We start from the raw sequence: 16145 nt of genomic DNA, 5'->3' as shown, positions 1-16145 counted from the left end.
ATCGCCGCTCCTGCCCCACTAGTCCGAATCCGAGTGGCGGCGACCCACTCCTACACGGTAGGCTGCGCCTCGCGCCCGATTCGTGAGAGTTTCTTCGTCAGATTGCATGTCCCTTGCATGGCCCGAATAGACGCCTTTCTCAAGCTCGGCACCGACCAGGGCTGTTCCGATATCCACTTCGCGGTCGGCCTGCCGCCGATGTTGCGCATGCATGGCGACCTGTTGCCCATCAAGTTCCGTGACCTGAGCCAGGCAGAACTGGAAGGCTACATCGTCGAGATCATGAGCCGCGCCAATCAGGACATGCTGCGGCGGGGTCACGACGTGGACTTCTCCTATGTCTCGGCCACCGGTGGGCGGTTTCGCGTCAACGTATTCCGCAAGGAGACCGGCGTCGGCGCGACCTTCCGCGCGATTCCTTCCGATGTGCCGACCATCGACCGCCTGTCCCTGCCGCCCATCGTCAAGAAGCTGTGCGACAACCATCAGGGCATGATCCTGGTGACCGGCTCCACCGGCACGGGCAAGTCGACCACGCTCGCGGCGATGATCGATTACCTGAACTCGACGCGGCGGCTGAACATCATCAGCCTGGAAGATCCGATCGAGTTCGTGCACAAGAGCAAACAAAGCCAGGTCATCCAGCGCGAGCTGAACACGCACCTGCCGTCCTTCTCCGAAGGCGTGCGCGCGGCCATGCGTGAAGACCCCGACGTGATCCTGGTCGGCGAATTGCGAGACGCGGACACCATTCGCTGGGCGATGACGGCCGCGGAAACCGGGCACCTGGTGCTCGGCACGTTGCATACGACTGGCGCCGTGAAGACCATCGACCGCATCGTCGATGCGCTGCCGGCGGACGAGCGCGAACAGACCAAGGCGTTTCTTGCGAACAGCCTGATCGCGGTGATCACCCAGGTGCTGGTGAAGACCGCCGATCAACGCGGCCGCAAGGCGATCTGCGAAATCATGGTGGTGACGCGCGCCATCGGCAAACTGATCATGACCGACCAGACCCACCAGATTCCCTCGCAGCTGCAGATGGGCAAGGATCTGGGGATGCAGCTGCTCGATCAGTCGCTGCTGGCCAACGTGCAGGCAAAGGAAATCGATCCCGACGACGCCTATGTGTACGCGAACGACAAGAAGGTGTTCGCGCGCTTCGTCACCGACACCAGCGTGTTGCCCAAGCTCGACCTGGCCCCGAGTTGACCCCAGTGAGCACCACTGAATCTCAAACAATCGCAGCCGCGCAGAACAGCTATGCGCCGCGTCGTATCGATGAATTCCTCAAGGAAGTGCTGAGCAAGAACGGCTCGGACCTGCATTTCATCGCCGGCGATCCGCCGCGCATTCGTTTGTATGGCGAGTTGCACAATCTGCGGCCGGAGCCGCTCACCGCGCAGTTCGTCGAAGAAACATTGCGGGAGATCATGCCGCGCGCGGCGCAGATGCGTCTGGAAGAAAAGCATGGCGCCGACTTCGCTTACATCATCCCGGGCGTCTCGCGCTTCCGCGTCAACGTGATGCGTCACCTGTACGGCCTGGGTTGCGTGTGCCGCGCCATTCCGTCCAAGGCGCTGACGCTGGATCAGCTCAACGTGCCCGATGCGATCCGCAACCTGTGCAAGGTGAACAACGGCTTGATCCTGGTCACGGGCAAGACCGGCTCGGGCAAGTCGACCACGCTGGCGGCGATGATCGACGACATGAACATGCGCCTGAAGGGTCACATCCTCACGATTGAAGATCCCATCGAGTTCGTGCATCAACGCAAGAACTGTCTGGTGAGCCAGCGCGAGATCGGCACGCACAGCCCGTCATTCGCCGAAGCGCTGCACTCGGCGTTGCGTGAGGATCCGGACGTGATTCTGGTCGGCGAGTTGCGCGACTACGAGACCATGAGCATCGCCGTCACGGCGGCCGAGATGGGCATCCTGGTGATGGGCACGTTGCACACCAACGGCGCCGCGCCGACGGTCGACCGCATCGTGAACGCCTTCCCAGCCGATAAGCAATCGCACGTACGCGCGATGCTTTCGACCTCGCTGCGCGGTGTGATTTCCCAGCAGCTGATTCCCCGCGCCGGCAAGCCCGGCCGCGTCGCTGCCCACGAGATCCTGGTGAACACTCCGGCGGTGGCCAACCTGATCCGCCAGGGCAAGCTCGACCAGCTCGAGAACGCCATGCAAAGCGGCGCCGCCTACGGCATGCGGCTCATGGACAGCGCCATCCAGGACCTGCTCGACAAAGCCATCATCAGCGGCAAATCGGCGTACCTGAAGGCCATCAACAAGGCCAAGTTCGAGCAGTACAAGGACATGGGTTGAGAAGCGACTGCTGACTAGTGAGTACTGACTGGCCGGAAAACGCCAGTCAGCGCGCCGGCTGCCGACAATAACCACAGCCCGTGGTAGCCCGAGCAATCACCGCTAGTGGTGGGCTTCGTGGCATAATTTCGGTCCTTTGCCGCCGTCCTCCCGCGCCTAAATGACTGCCGCACCTCGTAATTATTTCGTGACCACGGCCCTGCCGTACGCCAATGGCCCATTCCACATCGGCCACATCATGGAGTACATCCAGGCCGACATCTGGGTGCGGTTCCAGCGCCTGCAGGGACACAAGGTCCACTGGGTGGGTGCGGACGACGCGCACGGCGCGCCCATCATGCTCAAGGCCGAAGCCGAAGGCGTCACCCCGGAGGAACTGGTCGGCCGCATCGCCGCCGGTCGGCCGCGCTCGTTGAACGGCTTTCTGCTGAGCTTCGATCACTGGCACTCGACCCACTCGCCCGAAAACATCGAGCTGTCGCAGGACATCTATCGCGCGCTCAAGGCCAACGGGCTGATCTATCACAAGCCGGTGGAACAGTTCTTCGACCCGGTGAAGAACATGTTCCTGGCCGATCGTTACATCAAGGGCGAGTGCCCCAACTGTCATTCCAAGGATCAGTACGGCGACGCCTGCGAGGTGTGCAGCTCGGTGTATGCGCCGACCGACCTGATCGATCCCTACTCGACCCTGTCCGGCGCCAAGCCGGTGCGCAAGAGCTCGGATCATTTCTTTTTCAAGCTGTCCGATCCGCGCTGCGTGGAGTTTCTCAAGGAGTGGACCCGACGCTTGCAACCCTCGGTGGCCAACAAGGCCAGCGAATGGCTCAGCGGCAAGGGCGATCAGGAGCTGGGCGACTGGGACATCTCGCGCGATGCGCCCTACTTCGGCATCCCCATTCCGGATGCGCCGGGCAAATATTTCTACGTGTGGCTGGACGCGCCGGTCGGCTACCTGGCCTCGCTCAAGCACTATTTCTCGAGCGGCAAGGCCAAGGCCAACGGCGAGCCGCGCAGTTTCGAGGAGTTTCTACAGGCCGGGGACGTGCAGCAGATCCATTTCATCGGCAAGGACATCATCTATTTCCACACGCTGTTCTGGCCGGCCATGCTCAAGTTCGCGGGCCGCAAGATTCCGGACAATGTGTTCGTGCACGGCTTCATCCAGGTGGGCGGCGCCAAGATGTCCAAGTCGCGCGGCACGGGCTTGAGCCCGGTGCGTTATCTGGACCTCGGCATGAATCCTGAGTGGCTGCGCTACTACCTCGCCGCCAAGCTGAATGCCTACGTCGAGGACATCGACTTCAACCCGGACGACTTCGTCGCGCGGGTGAACTCGGACCTGGTGGGCAAGTACGTCAACATCGCCAGCCGCTGCGCAGGTTTCATCACCAAACGTTTCGGCGGCAAGCTCGGCGCACTCGATCCGGCGGCGCAACAGCTGCAGCAGGATTTCACCAGCGACAGCGAATGCTGGAAGCGGATTGGCGAGTTGTATGAGGGCCGCGAGTTCGGCAAGGCCATGCGCGAGATTGGCACGCTGCTCGATCGCGTCAATCAATACATCGATGCGGCCAAGCCGTGGGAACTGGCCAAGGTGGCGGGTGAAGAGCAACGCCTGCATCAGGTGTGCTCGACCAGCCTGAACTTCTTCTGGTACTTGACCGTGCTGCTGTCGCCCGTGCTGCCGGAAACGGCCCGCAAGGTGCAAGGCTTCCTGCGGCTGGACGATGCGCAGATGCGCTGGGGCCAGCACAGCTGGCTTGCGGCTGGGCATGAGATCGGCGCTTACGAACATTTGCTCCAGCGCGTGGATCCGAAGCAGCTGGTGGCGCTGTTCGATACCGGCGAGCCGGAAGTGAAGCCGACGGCAAAGGTCACAACGATCGCGTCGAAGACGCCGGCCCAGGCTGAAGCCAAGGCGCAGGCCGATGCTCCAGCGGCCGAAATCGCGATTGAAGATTTCACCAAGCTCGACCTGCGCATCGCCAAGGTGCTCGCGGCCGAAGCGGTGGAAGGCTCGGACAAGCTCATCAAGCTCACGCTGGATATCGGCGACAGCCAGCGCACGATCTTCTCCGGCATTCGTTCGGCCTACGCGCCGGAGCAACTGGTCGGGCGTTTCACGCTGGTGCTGGCGAATCTCAAGCCCAGGAAGATGCGCTTCGGCACCTCCGAGGGCATGGTGCTCTCCGCCGGCCCGGGCGGCAAAGAGATCTTCCTGCTCTCGCCAGATTCTGGCGCGACCGCAGGCATGAAGGTGAAATAGCCCTCGCGGTGGCATCGCTCACACCATGTCCGCGCTCCTGCTCATCCTGCTCAGCGCCGTGCTCGTAAACGTGATGGCGTTGACGCGCATGCCTGCGTGGCGGCCGTTCGAAGCGATCACGGGCACATACAAGGGTGCGCAAGCGCTGGCCGTGGCATCGCTGATCGCTGTGCCGACCGTTGCGGCGATCACCTGGTCACTCTCGACAGCGCTGCTGGAGCCGAACGGGCTGGGCTATTTGCGGACCCTGGTTTTCGTCGCCATCACGCTCACCGTAGTGCCGCTCGTCGAGTGGCTGCTGCGACGGGACGGTCGCCTGCGCCCGCAGCGTCCCGGCTTCACGTTGCTGCTGTCGACCAACGCCGCGGTGCTCGGCGTGGCCCTGATGGTGGATTCACGCATGCAAAACATCATCGACGCCGTGGGATTCTCCATCGTGGCCGCGGCCGCCTTGGGCTTTTTGTTGCTGGCATTCGCCGCCATGCATGAACGATTGCAACATGCCGACGTGCCGGGCGTGTTTCGGGACGCGCCGCTGGCGCTGGTGAGCGCCGGCATCATGGCGCTGGCGTTCATGGGCTTCACTGGACTGATCCAGGAATAATGCGCTCGCGATGATCACTGCGCTCGTCACAATCGCCGTGCTGGCCGCCCTCGCGGGTATCGCCACAGTGGCGACCGCAAGCAACGCTAGCGAGCCGTCGCTGGTTGAGCGCATCGACGCGCTGCTGCCGCAGACGCAGTGTCGGCGTTGTACGTTTGCCGGTTGCCGCCCCTACGCTGAAGCGATCGCGCAAGGCGCGGCAGATATCAATCAATGCCCGCCCGGCGGTGAGCGCACCGCCAAAGCGCTCGCGCGATTGATGGGCGTCGAGCCCAAGCCGGTCGGCAAGGAGTTCGGCACGGTGCCGGACTATCCCGCCGTGGCGTTCATCGATGAGAGCGTGTGCATCGGTTGCACCAAGTGCATTCAGGCCTGCCCCGTCGATGCGATCGTCGGCGCGTCACGTCACATGCATACGGTCATCGCCGCCGACTGCACGGGATGTGAATTGTGCATTCCGCCCTGCCCTGTCGACTGCATCGTCATGCGCCCCGCACCGGGCGTCGTGCAATGATCCCGAGGCAGGCAATCCGCGGCGGCCTGCGCATCGAAGCTCACAAGGCGCGATCCACCAAACATCCGATCCGCGCGGCCAGCCTGAGCGCACACTACGTGCTGCCGCTCGATCAGCATTCGGGCCTGCCCGCCCTGCCGCTGGTGAAGGTGGGCGACCGGGTTCGGATGTTTCAGCCCATCGCGCAGCCTGCGCCGGGGATCAGCGCATGGCTGCATGCGCCCGCCTCCGGCGAAGTGATCGCCATCGAGCCCCGGCCGGCGCCTCATCGGCTCGGTGCGCCCACGCTGAGCATCGTGATTTCGAACGATGGCCGTGATGAGCCGTTCGACAATGCAGCGGCTGTATCCGACTTTGAACAGATCTCGCCCAAGGAAGCCTGCGAGCACATCGCGCGTGGCGGCATTGTCGGGCTCGGTGGAGCTGCATTTCCGACCGCGAACAAGCTCGAAAGCTCGCTGTGCGAGAATGGCCCGCAGTTGTTGCTCAACGGCGCAGAATGCGAGCCGTACATCAGCTGCGATGAAGTGCTGATGCGCGAGCGCGCCGATGACATCGTGTTTGGCGCGCGCGCCTTGTTACATGCGCTGTGCGCAACTCATTGCACCATCGCCATCGAGGACGACGTTCCCGAAGCGCAGAAAGCGCTGAGCGCCGCCATCGAGAAAGCCTGCGATTCGCGAATCCGCCTGAAGGTCGTGCCCGCCATCTATCCAGCGGGCGGCGAGCGACAATTGATCTCGACCGTGTTTGGCGTCGAGGTGCCGCACGATGGCCTGCCCGCCGACATCGGCGTCGTGTGCCAGAACGTCGGCACGGCCGCGGCCATCGCGCGCTGGATTCGCGATCGTCAGCCGTTGATCAGTCGCATCGTCACCGTCACCGGTGACGGCGTACGTGACGCGGCCAATCTCGAGACACGCATCGGCACACCGTTTGCGAGCCTTATCGCAGACGGCGGCGGTTATACGGAGCGGATGTCACGTCTGATCATGGGTGGATCCATGATGGGCGCACCGCTGCCTCATGACGATCTGCCCGTGATCAAAGCGACCAACTGCATCGTCGCCGCCTCGGCGCTCGATCTGCAGCCACGCGGCGCCGAGATGCCGTGCATTCGTTGTGGCGCCTGCTCGTATGTCTGCCCGGCTTATCTGCTTCCGCAACAGTTGCATTGGTACTTGCATCCATACGACAGCGAGCAGTTGCAGCGCCATGGCCTGCTCGATTGCATCGAATGCGGCTGCTGCGACTTCGTGTGTCCGAGCCAGATCCCACTCGCCGAGCGCTTTCGCGAAACCAAGCCAGTGCTGATCCGCGAGCTCGACAGCCGCCGCGATGCCGACGCCGCTCGCGCCCGTTTCCACGCTCGCAATGCTCGTCTTGAGCGCCTGGAAGCGGAGCATCGTGCGAAGCTCGCTGAGAAGCGACGCCCGAAGATCGGACCGTCCTCATCATGACCTTCGGCACCGCACCCGCACCGCACGTCGTCGCGCACACGGGCGTGGCGCGCGTCATGCGCATCGTCATCTATGCACTTGTGCCGACGGTGGTTCTGCACGTTGCGTTCTTCGGTGTCGGGCTGTTGGTGCAGATTGCGCTGGGATCGGTGACTGCGCTGATCGCCGAAGCGGTGGCGTTGCGACTGAGGCGCAAACCCGTGGCGCCGTTCCTGACAGACGGCAGCGCCATTCTCACAGCGATTTTGCTGGCGCTGTGCTTGCCGCCGCTTGCGCCTTGGTGGCTCATCGTGAGCGGCACGGCGTTCGCCATCCTGCTCGCCAAACATTTGTATGGCGGCCTGGGCGCGAACCCGTTCAATCCCGCGATGGTGGGTTACGCCGTGCTGCTGGTTTCGTTTCCTGTGCAACTGCTGCAATGGCTGCCGCCGGCGGGCATGGAGATCGAGCAGGTCAAACTCACAGTCGGTGAAACATTGAGCACCATTCTCACCGGCTCGCTGCCATCGCGCTTGACGTGGGATGCAGTCACCTCGCCGACGCCGCTCGATGCACTACGCACGAATTTGAACATGGGCATGACCATGGCCGAAGCGCAGGCGGCGCCGATCTTCGGCACGTGGGGCGGGCGTGGTTGGGAATGGATCAATCTTGCGACGCTCGCGGGCGGCATCGCGCTGCTCGCGCTTCGGGTCATTCGCTGGCACATTCCGGTCGCCATGTTGAGCGCCATCGTCGTGTGCGCCTCGTTCATGTACGTCGTCGATCCCGGCGCCTACGCGGGCCCTATCTTTCATCTCACCTCGGGCGCGAGCGTGCTCGGCGCGTTTTTCATCGCCACCGATCCGATCTCGGCGGCGACCAGCGATCGCGGTCGGCTGATCTATGGTGCAGGCATCGGCCTGCTGACCTACGTCATTCGGACGTGGGGCGGCTATCCGGACGGCGTCGCGTTCGCCGTGCTGCTGATGAACCTATCCGTGCCGCTGATCGATCGTTATACGATTCCTCGCATCTATGGCCACGCCCGCTGACAAGCGCAACATCGCCGGCCCCGCGGCGACCCTGGCCATCATCGCCGCGGTGTTTACGATTGGGCTGGTCGTGATCGCAAACGTCACCCGCGAGCGCATCGCGCGCAATCAGGAAGCGTGGATCAAGGAACATCTGGACGCGCTCGTTGCGCCTCAGAACTACGACAACGATCCGCTGACCGATACGACTGAAGTCAGCGCGCCCGACTTGCTCGGCACGGCGGGCCCGGTGACGGCCTATCGCATGCGCAAGGCAGGAGCGCCGGTTGCAGTCGCCCTCCGCTCGATCGCACCGGACGGTTATCGCGGTCCGCTGGAACTGCTGGTGGCGATCGCGCCGGGCGGCCAGCTGCTCGGCGTGCAGGTGATCCGCCACAATGAAACCCCGGGCTTGGGCGATGCGTTCGAAAATCGCGACGCCGGCTGGCTCGATCGCTTCCGCGGATTGTCGCTGAGCAATCCGCCACAGCAGCGCTGGAGCGTGCGTCGCGATGGCGGCGACTTTGACGCGTTCACTGGCGCCACCATCACCCCGCGCGCAATCGTAAAAGCAGTGCGTCGCACGTTGGAGTACTACCGGGGCAACGAGGATCGCTTGTATCAGGACGGCAAGCCGCAATGAGCACGCCGGATCCGAACATGGTCACCCATGTTGCGCCGGGCGGCGGCGCCGAGCGCAGAGCTCACATGGATCGCAGCCCCGTCGCATTCAACAGCACGATCCAGTTGCTCGCGCTGTGTCCTTTACTCGCCGTCAGCGACACGGTCGTCAAGGCCGTGGGCTTCAGCGGCGTCGTTCTGATTCTGCTTCCGCTCGCGACCCTGCTCATGGGCGGCATTCGCCGCTGGGTCGACGATCGCATCGTGCTGCCGGCGAGCCTGCTCATCACCGCCGGCCTGGTGACCGCGGCCGAGTTGTTGATGCGGGCTTTCTTTCACGACCTGGGACAGTCGTTCGGCGTCTTCCTGTCCTTGCTGGCCGTGAACATCGTCGTGATCGACGACATACAGGCGCCCGACCGAACCCGCGGCGAAGCCATCGCACGCAGCGTGCAAATCGCCATCGGCATCGCGCTCAGTCTGCTCGCGCTCGGCTTCGCTCGTGAACTCGTCGGCCGCGGCTCGCTGTTAAATGGCGCGAGCGCGCTGTTGGGAAGCTGGGCGGAACGCATGGAGCTCGCGGTCTTCAGCGTCGACATGGGCTTCCTGCTCGCCATGCTGCCGCCCGGCGCATTCATTTCGCTCGGGCTGCTGATCGCCGCTCGTAACTGGCTGTCTCGCCGAAAGCAAGACAGCGCCTGAGACACGCCGCTTACCCGTCAGTGCCCCACCAGGCGCTCGGCATCGGGTTTGTCATGCACCGCAAGTTTGCCGACCAGCGTCGCGCTCGCTTCATTCATGCCGACGATGTCGACTGTCGTGCCCTCACGGCGGAACTTCAGCACGACCCGGTCAAGCGCGGTGATCGCAGTGATATCCCAGAAATGCGCGCGCGACACATCGATGCGCACTCGCTCGATCGCTTCTTTGAAATCGAACGCTTTGACAAACGCATCGGCCGACGCGAAGAACACCTGACCGGCGACCACATAGCTGCGGGCCTTGCCCGCATCGGCGGTGCTGGAATCCACATGCAGCACCTGCCCGACCTTGCGAGCGAAGAACACGCCGCTCAGCAGGACCCCGACCAGCACGCCCTTGGCCAGATCGTGGGTGAACACTACCACCACGACCGTGGCGATCATCACGATGCTCGAGCTCTTCGGATGCACGCGCAGATTGCGCAGCGAGTCCCACCGGAACGTGCCGATCGAAACCATGATCATGACGGCCACCAGCGCGGCCATCGGGATGCGCTCCACCCAGTCGCTCAGGAACACGATCAGCACCAGCAGAAACACGCCCGCCGTCAGGGTCGACAGCCGGCCGCGACCGCCAGACTTCACGTTGATCACCGACTGGCCGATCATGGCGCAGCCAGCCATGCCGCCCAACAGGCCGGAGGCGATGTTCGCGACGCCCTGGCCGGCGCACTCGCGGTTCTTGTTGCTCGGCGTGTCGGTGAAGTCATCGACGATGGCGGCGGTCATGAGCGACTCGAGCAAGCCCACCACGGCAAGCGTCACCGAATAGGGCAGCACGATCAGCAAGGTCTCCCAGTTGAGCGGCACTTGCGGCAACAGGAAGATCGGCAAGGCATCCGGCAGCTCTCCCATGTCGCCGACGCGACGCACGTCTACATCCAGCCAGATGGCGATGCTGGTGAGTACGACGATGCACACCAGGGGCGAGGGTATGGAACGCGTGAGGTATGGAAATAAATAGATGATGGCGAGCCCGGCCGCGACCATCGCGTAGACCATCCAGTTGCCTCCGGCCAGCTCGGGTAGTTGCGCCATGAAGATCAGGATGGCGAGCGCGTTGACGAAACCCGTGATCACCGACCGCGACACGAAGCGCATCAGCGAGCCCAGGCGGAGCACACCGGCGATGATCTGCAATACGCCCGTCAGCAGCGTGGCGAACAGCAGGTACTGCAATCCGTGCTCCTTCACCAGCGTCACCATCACCAGCGCCATTGCGCCGGTTGCCGCCGAGATCATGGCGGGCCGACCGCCCGCAAACGCAATGACGACGGCGATGGCGAATGAGGCATACAGTCCCACTTTAGGGTCGACGCCCGCGATCAGTGAGAATGCAATCGCTTCGGGAATGAGCGCGAGTGCGACGACGGTGCCGGAGAGCAGATCGCCGCGAACATTGGCGAACCACTCCTGGTGCAGAGATTTCAACATGAGATAAACGGGGATGTATGGACGCGCCGGGTGGACGCGCGTCAACGCGTATGTGAGAGTTTGGAGAATTGACGCGGCGGCGATGCGAAGCAACGCCGCTACGTCAGCAGGATTGAAATACCAGTCAGTGGATCACGAGGCGCACGCGGTCACGGGAATGATGGCGTCGTTCGCCGCCGCGGTGGATTCGAGGTCGCGATTATCCGTGAAGCGTCGCCTGGCCGCCAGCGGCCATTGCCAATGCGGACTGTTCCGATCAGCGAGCTTCTCGAAATGATCCGTCACTGCTGCGATCAACGAAGCATCCGCCACCGGATCGAGACCTTGATACGGATGACCGTTGTAGCTGCCACGATAGGTCAGCACCGCCTCGACGCTCGGCGTACGCGAGTAGATCCCCCGGATCAGTTCGCATTCCAGATCCTCGTGGGCCTCATCGCTCAACGCATAACGAATCGCAAGCGCAATGGCGAACTCCAGCCCCGGCGTGGCAATGCCGTGTTTGCGCGCAAGCGCGATGCTGCCGAGGATGCGCTCGCTCCGCCGCAGCTTGCGTAACGGATCGCGTCCCACCCGCTTGCACGGGTCCTTGAACGAGGAGCGGCAACGCTCGATGAACGGTCGCATCAGCATGGTGATCACGCCTTCGAGCTCCGGCGTCTCTCGCAGCAGCGCCGGCTTGATCTCGTTTTCGATCAGCTGCTGGACCAGCGCCACGACCCGTTCATCGCCCATGCCACGTCCGATGGTCGAGTAGCCGAGCAGGCTCGAATACCAGGCCACGATGGCATGCGTGCCGTTCCAGAGGCGATTCTTGATCGTCTGGATCTGGGCAATATCCTCGACCGTCTTCACCTGCCGTAACTGGCGCAGCACCGCCCCGCCGCCTTGCGCATACAGCAGCATGTCGGGTTCGCTATTGAACAGGATCAGGTGCAGATCGCTGAGCGCCTGCGCCGGACGCGACGCGTCTCGCAACAGACTGACGCGCCGCTCGATCTCCGGATGCGCCACATCGCCCGGCGCCTGCGCAGCCGCGTCATCGGCCTTGTGCGCCTCGGCCAGATTCTTTTCGAACAGCTCGGTCTTGATCCGCAACTGCCGCAGCAGCGACTCACGCCCGAGGCGCGTGACGATGCGACTCACCACCGACTCCGAGAAATGCGTGTTCGACAGAATCTTCGCGCATTCCGCCGAGCTGGTCAGCCCGAGCAGCGCCGCCTCGATGTGCCTACGGACGAAGCTCGCGCCGCCGACTTTGTTGAGCACCACTAGGATGGTCAACTCGCCCAAGCCTTGCTCGAACCTGCGCAGCAAGCCGCGCGCAATCAAGCGCGCTTGTTGCCGGATGGCCTGCTCTGGCAACGCGAGACCGACAATCAACGAGTCGCAATACATCTTCACGATGGCGTCCTCGTCGGCCATGTGAATCAGCCGCAGCCGATCGATGGTCTGATCGAACGCATACTTGCCATAGCGCACACTGATCTTGCCGAAAGCATTGACCGCATCGTGCAGCAAGCGATCCCCGGTCACACCGACGATTTCGCACGGGCGCGTATAGCCATCCCAATGTGAGAACACTTGCGTGAGATAACCGCCGCCCATCGCGCCGAAACCGTGGATGCCGACGCGCATCTGATTGATCGCTTGCGGAAACGGATCAGTCACCGCCGGCACGCCGAGCTTCGGCACGCAGCCCGCGAGATCGGACAGGAAGTCCAACATGCTCGGATAGCTGCGGAACGCACGCGCTTCGATCTCCGGACGCGGCGGCTTGATGTCGTGAATCAGGATCGGCTGGCCACCGGCGTCGCTGGCCGACAGCAGGCCGTTCTCCGAGTCCTCCACCATCAGGCAATGTTCCGGCGAGCGGCTCAGCTCGGCGGCGGCGCGCAGGAAGATCTCCGGGTTGGGCTTGCCCCGTTGCACTTCATCGCCGCACACGGTGATGTCGAAGTACTTCAGAACATTGGCATTGATCAGATATTCCTCGGCGATGGCGCGGCGACTGGAAGTCGCCACGGCCATGGTGAGACCGCTGCGGCGAAGCCGCTCCAGCACCTGCAACAGACCGACCTTCACCGGTACACCGTGAGTTCGCACGTGCTCGAGCTCCAGCTCATCGGCGCGACGGCGGATCTCGCGATAGGGATAGTCCTCGCCGTAATGCTCTTTCGCGAGAGCCTCGGCCCGCACCGCGCTCAGCCCCAGGGAGCCGATCAGCGTGCGATCCTCGATCGGCCGGCCCGCCAGCTCCACTGAAGCCTGGCGGATGGTTTGGAAACGCAACCGCTCCGTGTCGAACATGGTGCCATCCATGTCGAAGATGGCGCTTTCGATTCGCTTGCCGAGAAAATTGATCATCAGGATTCGTCACCTCTGTGGGTTGATGCCTTCAGTGGCGTTGAGGGGGTCCTTGGCGGATGGCCCGGCCGTGCTCGTCGAAACGATGCAGGCAGGTCTCCTCAGGCGTCACCCAGAGTGAATCGCCAGGTCGCACATCGACATCGCCGGTGGTGCGAACGGTGATCGTTCCCAAACCGTCGACATCCACATAAACAAACGTGTCGGAACCGAGATGCTCGGCGAGACTCACCTTGCCGCGCCAGCGACCCTCGCTGCTCGAGAGCGCCACGTGCTCGGGGCGTATGCCGATCGTGGCTGCGCCATACTGGCGCGCCTCGAAGCCGCCGAGCAGATTCATGCGCGGCGAGCCAATGAAGCCCGCGACGAACAGCGTGGCGGGACTGCGATAGAGTTCCAACGGCGTGCCGACCTGCTCCACTCTGCCGGCGTTCAACACCACGATACGGTCGGCGAGTGTCATCGCTTCGACCTGGTCGTGTGTTACGTAGATCATGGTCGCGCCGAGTTGCTGGTGCAGCCCGGCGATCTCCATGCGCATGTTGACGCGCAGAGCGGCGTCGAGATTCGACAGCGGCTCGTCGAACAGGAATGCGACCGGCTCGCGCACGATGGCGCGACCGATGGCCACACGCTGGCGCTGACCGCCTGAAAGCTCCCGCGGCTTGCGATCCAGATATTCCTGCAGGTTCAGCACGCGCGCGGCATCGTTCACCTTGCGCTCGATCACAGATTTGCTCCGGCGCGCCATCTTCAGCGGGAACGCGATGTTGTCGCGCACGCTCATGTGCGGATACAGCGCATACGATTGGAACACCATGGAGAGGCCGCGCTGCGCCGGCGGCAGCCGGGTGGCGTCGCGACCGTCGATGAGCAACTGACCGGAACTCACATCCTCCAGCCCCGCGATCAACCGCAGCAACGTCGACTTGCCGCAGCCCGAAGGGCCGACGAACACCACCAGTTCGCCCGCCTCGATCTCGAGGTCGAGTCCCGGAATGACCTCGTGTGCGCCATAGCGCTTGGAAACATTCTTCAGTGCAATGCTGGTCATCGTGGCTCCCCTATTTCACCGCGCCGAACGTCAGGCCGCGCACCAGTTGTTTCTGCGACAGCCAGCCAAGGATCACGATGGGCGCGATCGCCAGCGTCGAGGCCGCGGACAGCTTCGCGTAGAACAGCCCTTCGGGCGCCGAGAACGAAGCGATGAATGCGGTCAGCGGGCCGGTGCTGGCCGCGGTGAGATTCAACGTCCAGAAGGATTCGTTCCACGCCAGGATGACATTGAGCAGCAGCGTCGAGGCGATGCCAGGCAACGCCATGGGCGTCAAAATATGCAGCAGTTCGCGGCCGGGCGTCGCCCCATCCATGCGCGCCGCTTCGAGGATGTCCCGAGGAATCTCCTTGAAGTACGTGAACAGCATCCAGACCATGATGGGCAGATTGCTGAGCATGAGCACGATCACCAGGCCGGTGCGGGTGTCGAGCAGACCGGCGCGCTTGAACAGCAGATAGATCGGCACGAGCACGCCGACGGCCGGCAACATCTTGGTCGACAGCATCCACATCAGCACGCCGCGCGTGCGCCGCGTTGGCGAGAACGCCAGGGCCCACGCGGCGGGAATGGCGATGCACAGACCGATCAGCGAGGAACCAAGTGAAATGATCACGGAATTGCGAAAGTGCCGCAGATAGTCGGTGCGCTCCCACACTTCCGCATAGTTGTCGGTGGTCCAGTCGAAGAAAAGGAACTTCGGCGGGATCGCCACGGCGTCGGCTTCGGTTTTGAACGACGTGAGCACGGTCCACAGAATGGGAAAGAAGATCAACGTCGCCACGGCCCAGGCAACGAAGGTGAAGGCCAGCTTGCGCTGGCGGTCGGTTGCGCGCGCCGTCACTTCAGACCTCCAGACTCTTGCCCACCAGGCGCATGAGCAACAGCGCCAGGATGTTCGCCGCCACCACCGCGATCACGCCACCGGCCGACGCGCTGCCGACGTCGAAACGCAGCAGCGCATGCGAATACACCAGATAGGCCAGGTTGCTGCTCTGAGTGCCCGGCCCGCCATTGGTGGTGACAAAGATCTCGGCGAACAGCGACAGCAGAAAGATGGTCTGGATCAGAATCACCACAGTGATCGCGCGCGACAGATGCGGCAGCGTGATGTGAAGGAATCGGGCCCATGCGTTCGCACCGTCCATCTCCGCCGCTTCCTTCTGCTCCGTATCGAGTGATTGAAGCGCCGTGAGCAGAATCAGCGTTGCGAACGGCAACCAGCCCCATGCGACGATCAAGGTGAGCGACAGCAGCGGCACCTGCGCCAGCCAGTCGATGGCGTCCGCTCCGAACATTTGCGCCATCCACGCGAACAGTCCGTTCACCGGATTCATGAACATGTTCTTCCACACCAGCGCCGAGACCGTGGGCATGACAAAGAATGGCGCCACCACCAGCACGCGCACGACGCCTCGGCCGTACATGGGCTGATCGAGCAACAGCGCGAGCCCAACGCCGCAGACCACAGTGATCAACAACACGCCCATCACCAACATGAAAGTATTGCCGATCGATTGCAGGAACCCCGGGTCGCTCAGGAAGTAGGCGTAGTTCTCCAGTCCGAGGAACGGATTGCCACGCGGCATGAGCAGCTGATAGTCGTGCAACGAGTACCAGAGCGTCATGACCAGGGGAGCGGCCATCCAGACCAGCAGCAGGATCACCGCTGGCGAAAGCATGAGGCGGGCCGTGGCCCGGGAGTGGATGCTAGCCAT

14 protein-coding genes are annotated in these 16145 nt (G+C 63.2%); 9 read left to right on the top strand and 5 right to left on the bottom strand.

The features are described 5' to 3' along the window. The first annotated feature begins 117 nt into the window (after positions 1-117). The 9 genes from JM946_RS28620 to JM946_RS28580 all read left to right on the top strand — a co-directional run bounded on the left by JM946_RS28620 (position 118) and on the right by JM946_RS28580 (position 9513). Positions 118-1212 (top strand): type IV pilus twitching motility protein PilT, encoded by a 1095-nt coding sequence (locus JM946_RS28620; RefSeq protein ID WP_203170878.1) that lies wholly within the window; start codon positions 118-120, stop codon positions 1210-1212. Between the two features lie 5 nt (positions 1213-1217). Continuing rightward, complete coding sequence (locus tag JM946_RS28615; protein WP_322110996.1) at positions 1218-2330, top strand: type IV pilus twitching motility protein PilT; 1113 nt, start codon at positions 1218-1220, stop codon at positions 2328-2330. A gap of 160 nt (positions 2331-2490) precedes the next feature. After that, positions 2491-4599 (top strand): methionine--tRNA ligase, encoded by a 2109-nt coding sequence (metG, locus tag JM946_RS28610; RefSeq protein WP_203170877.1) that lies wholly within the window; start codon positions 2491-2493, stop codon positions 4597-4599. Between the two features lie 25 nt (positions 4600-4624). Beyond that, on the top strand, positions 4625-5203 hold the full coding sequence (locus tag JM946_RS28605) for an Rnf-Nqr domain containing protein (protein WP_203170876.1): 579 nt from the start codon (positions 4625-4627) through the stop codon (positions 5201-5203). A gap of 10 nt (positions 5204-5213) precedes the next feature. Then, positions 5214-5717 carry an electron transport complex subunit RsxB gene (gene rsxB, locus JM946_RS28600; protein WP_203170875.1) on the top strand — a complete coding sequence of 168 codons (504 nt, stop codon included), beginning with the start codon at positions 5214-5216 and terminating at the stop codon, positions 5715-5717. Then, positions 5714-7177, top strand: a complete 1464-nt coding sequence (rsxC, locus tag JM946_RS28595) for an electron transport complex subunit RsxC (protein WP_203170874.1) — start codon at positions 5714-5716, stop codon at positions 7175-7177. The genes rsxB and rsxC overlap by 4 nt, the downstream gene beginning before the upstream one ends. Beyond that, complete coding sequence (gene rsxD / locus JM946_RS28590; RefSeq protein ID WP_203170873.1) at positions 7174-8211, top strand: electron transport complex subunit RsxD; 1038 nt, start codon at positions 7174-7176, stop codon at positions 8209-8211. Before rsxC ends, rsxD begins: the two co-directional genes overlap by 4 nt. Further along, positions 8195-8833, top strand: a complete 639-nt coding sequence (gene rsxG / locus JM946_RS28585; protein WP_203170872.1) for an electron transport complex subunit RsxG — start codon at positions 8195-8197, stop codon at positions 8831-8833. Before rsxD ends, rsxG begins: the two co-directional genes overlap by 17 nt. Continuing rightward, entirely contained in the window at positions 8830-9513 is a 684-nt protein-coding gene (locus JM946_RS28580) for an Rnf-Nqr domain containing protein (protein WP_218043170.1), read from the top strand. The genes rsxG and JM946_RS28580 overlap by 4 nt, the downstream gene beginning before the upstream one ends. A 17-nt stretch (positions 9514-9530) precedes the next feature. Here JM946_RS28580 and JM946_RS28575 read toward each other — a convergent pair whose 3' ends face one another. From JM946_RS28575 to JM946_RS28555, 5 genes are all read right to left on the bottom strand, one after another. After that, entirely contained in the window at positions 9531-11006 is a 1476-nt protein-coding gene (locus JM946_RS28575) for a SulP family inorganic anion transporter (RefSeq protein WP_203170870.1), read from the bottom strand. 132 nt (positions 11007-11138) lie between these two features. After that, positions 11139-13373, bottom strand: coding sequence for a bifunctional mannitol-1-phosphate dehydrogenase/phosphatase (gene mtlD / locus JM946_RS28570; protein ID WP_203170869.1), 2235 nt, complete (start codon positions 13371-13373; stop codon positions 11139-11141). Between the two features lie 31 nt (positions 13374-13404). Continuing rightward, positions 13405-14427: an ABC transporter ATP-binding protein gene (locus JM946_RS28565; RefSeq protein ID WP_203170868.1), complete on the bottom strand. Its 1023-nt coding sequence runs from the start codon at positions 14425-14427 to the stop codon at positions 13405-13407. Positions 14428-14437: 10 nt separating this feature from the next. Next, positions 14438-15271 (bottom strand): carbohydrate ABC transporter permease, encoded by an 834-nt coding sequence (locus JM946_RS30810; protein WP_203170867.1) that lies wholly within the window; start codon positions 15269-15271, stop codon positions 14438-14440. Position 15272: 1 nt separating this feature from the next. Continuing rightward, the gene (locus JM946_RS28555) at positions 15273-16145 is read right to left on the bottom strand and encodes a carbohydrate ABC transporter permease (protein WP_203170866.1); all 873 of its coding nucleotides are present in this window, start codon (positions 16143-16145) and stop codon (positions 15273-15275) included.

Source organism: Steroidobacter gossypii (assembly GCF_016801985.1).
In the GTDB taxonomy this organism is placed as follows: Bacteria; Pseudomonadota; Gammaproteobacteria; order Steroidobacterales; family Steroidobacteraceae; genus Steroidobacter; species Steroidobacter gossypii.
This window is presented reverse-complemented; position numbering and strand designations above follow the sequence as displayed.

Coding starts and splice junctions, on each gene's coding strand:
- JM946_RS28580 (WP_218043170.1), top strand. CDS start 8,830: ATGAGCACGCCGGATCCGAACATGGTCACCCATGTTGCGCCGGGCGGC.
- JM946_RS28555 (WP_203170866.1), bottom strand. CDS start 16,145: ATGGCTAGCATCCACTCCCGGGCCACGGCCCGCCTCATGCTTTCGCCA.
- JM946_RS28575 (WP_203170870.1), bottom strand. CDS start 11,006: ATGTTGAAATCTCTGCACCAGGAGTGGTTCGCCAATGTTCGCGGCGAT.
- JM946_RS28565 (WP_203170868.1), bottom strand. CDS start 14,427: ATGACCAGCATTGCACTGAAGAATGTTTCCAAGCGCTATGGCGCACAC.
- rsxG (WP_203170872.1), top strand. CDS start 8,195: ATGGCCACGCCCGCTGACAAGCGCAACATCGCCGGCCCCGCGGCGACC.
- rsxC (WP_203170874.1), top strand. CDS start 5,714: ATGATCCCGAGGCAGGCAATCCGCGGCGGCCTGCGCATCGAAGCTCAC.
- metG (WP_203170877.1), top strand. CDS start 2,491: ATGACTGCCGCACCTCGTAATTATTTCGTGACCACGGCCCTGCCGTAC.
- JM946_RS28605 (WP_203170876.1), top strand. CDS start 4,625: ATGTCCGCGCTCCTGCTCATCCTGCTCAGCGCCGTGCTCGTAAACGTG.
- mtlD (WP_203170869.1), bottom strand. CDS start 13,373: ATGATCAATTTTCTCGGCAAGCGAATCGAAAGCGCCATCTTCGACATG.
- rsxB (WP_203170875.1), top strand. CDS start 5,214: ATGATCACTGCGCTCGTCACAATCGCCGTGCTGGCCGCCCTCGCGGGT.
- rsxD (WP_203170873.1), top strand. CDS start 7,174: ATGACCTTCGGCACCGCACCCGCACCGCACGTCGTCGCGCACACGGGC.
- JM946_RS28620 (WP_203170878.1), top strand. CDS start 118: ATGGCCCGAATAGACGCCTTTCTCAAGCTCGGCACCGACCAGGGCTGT.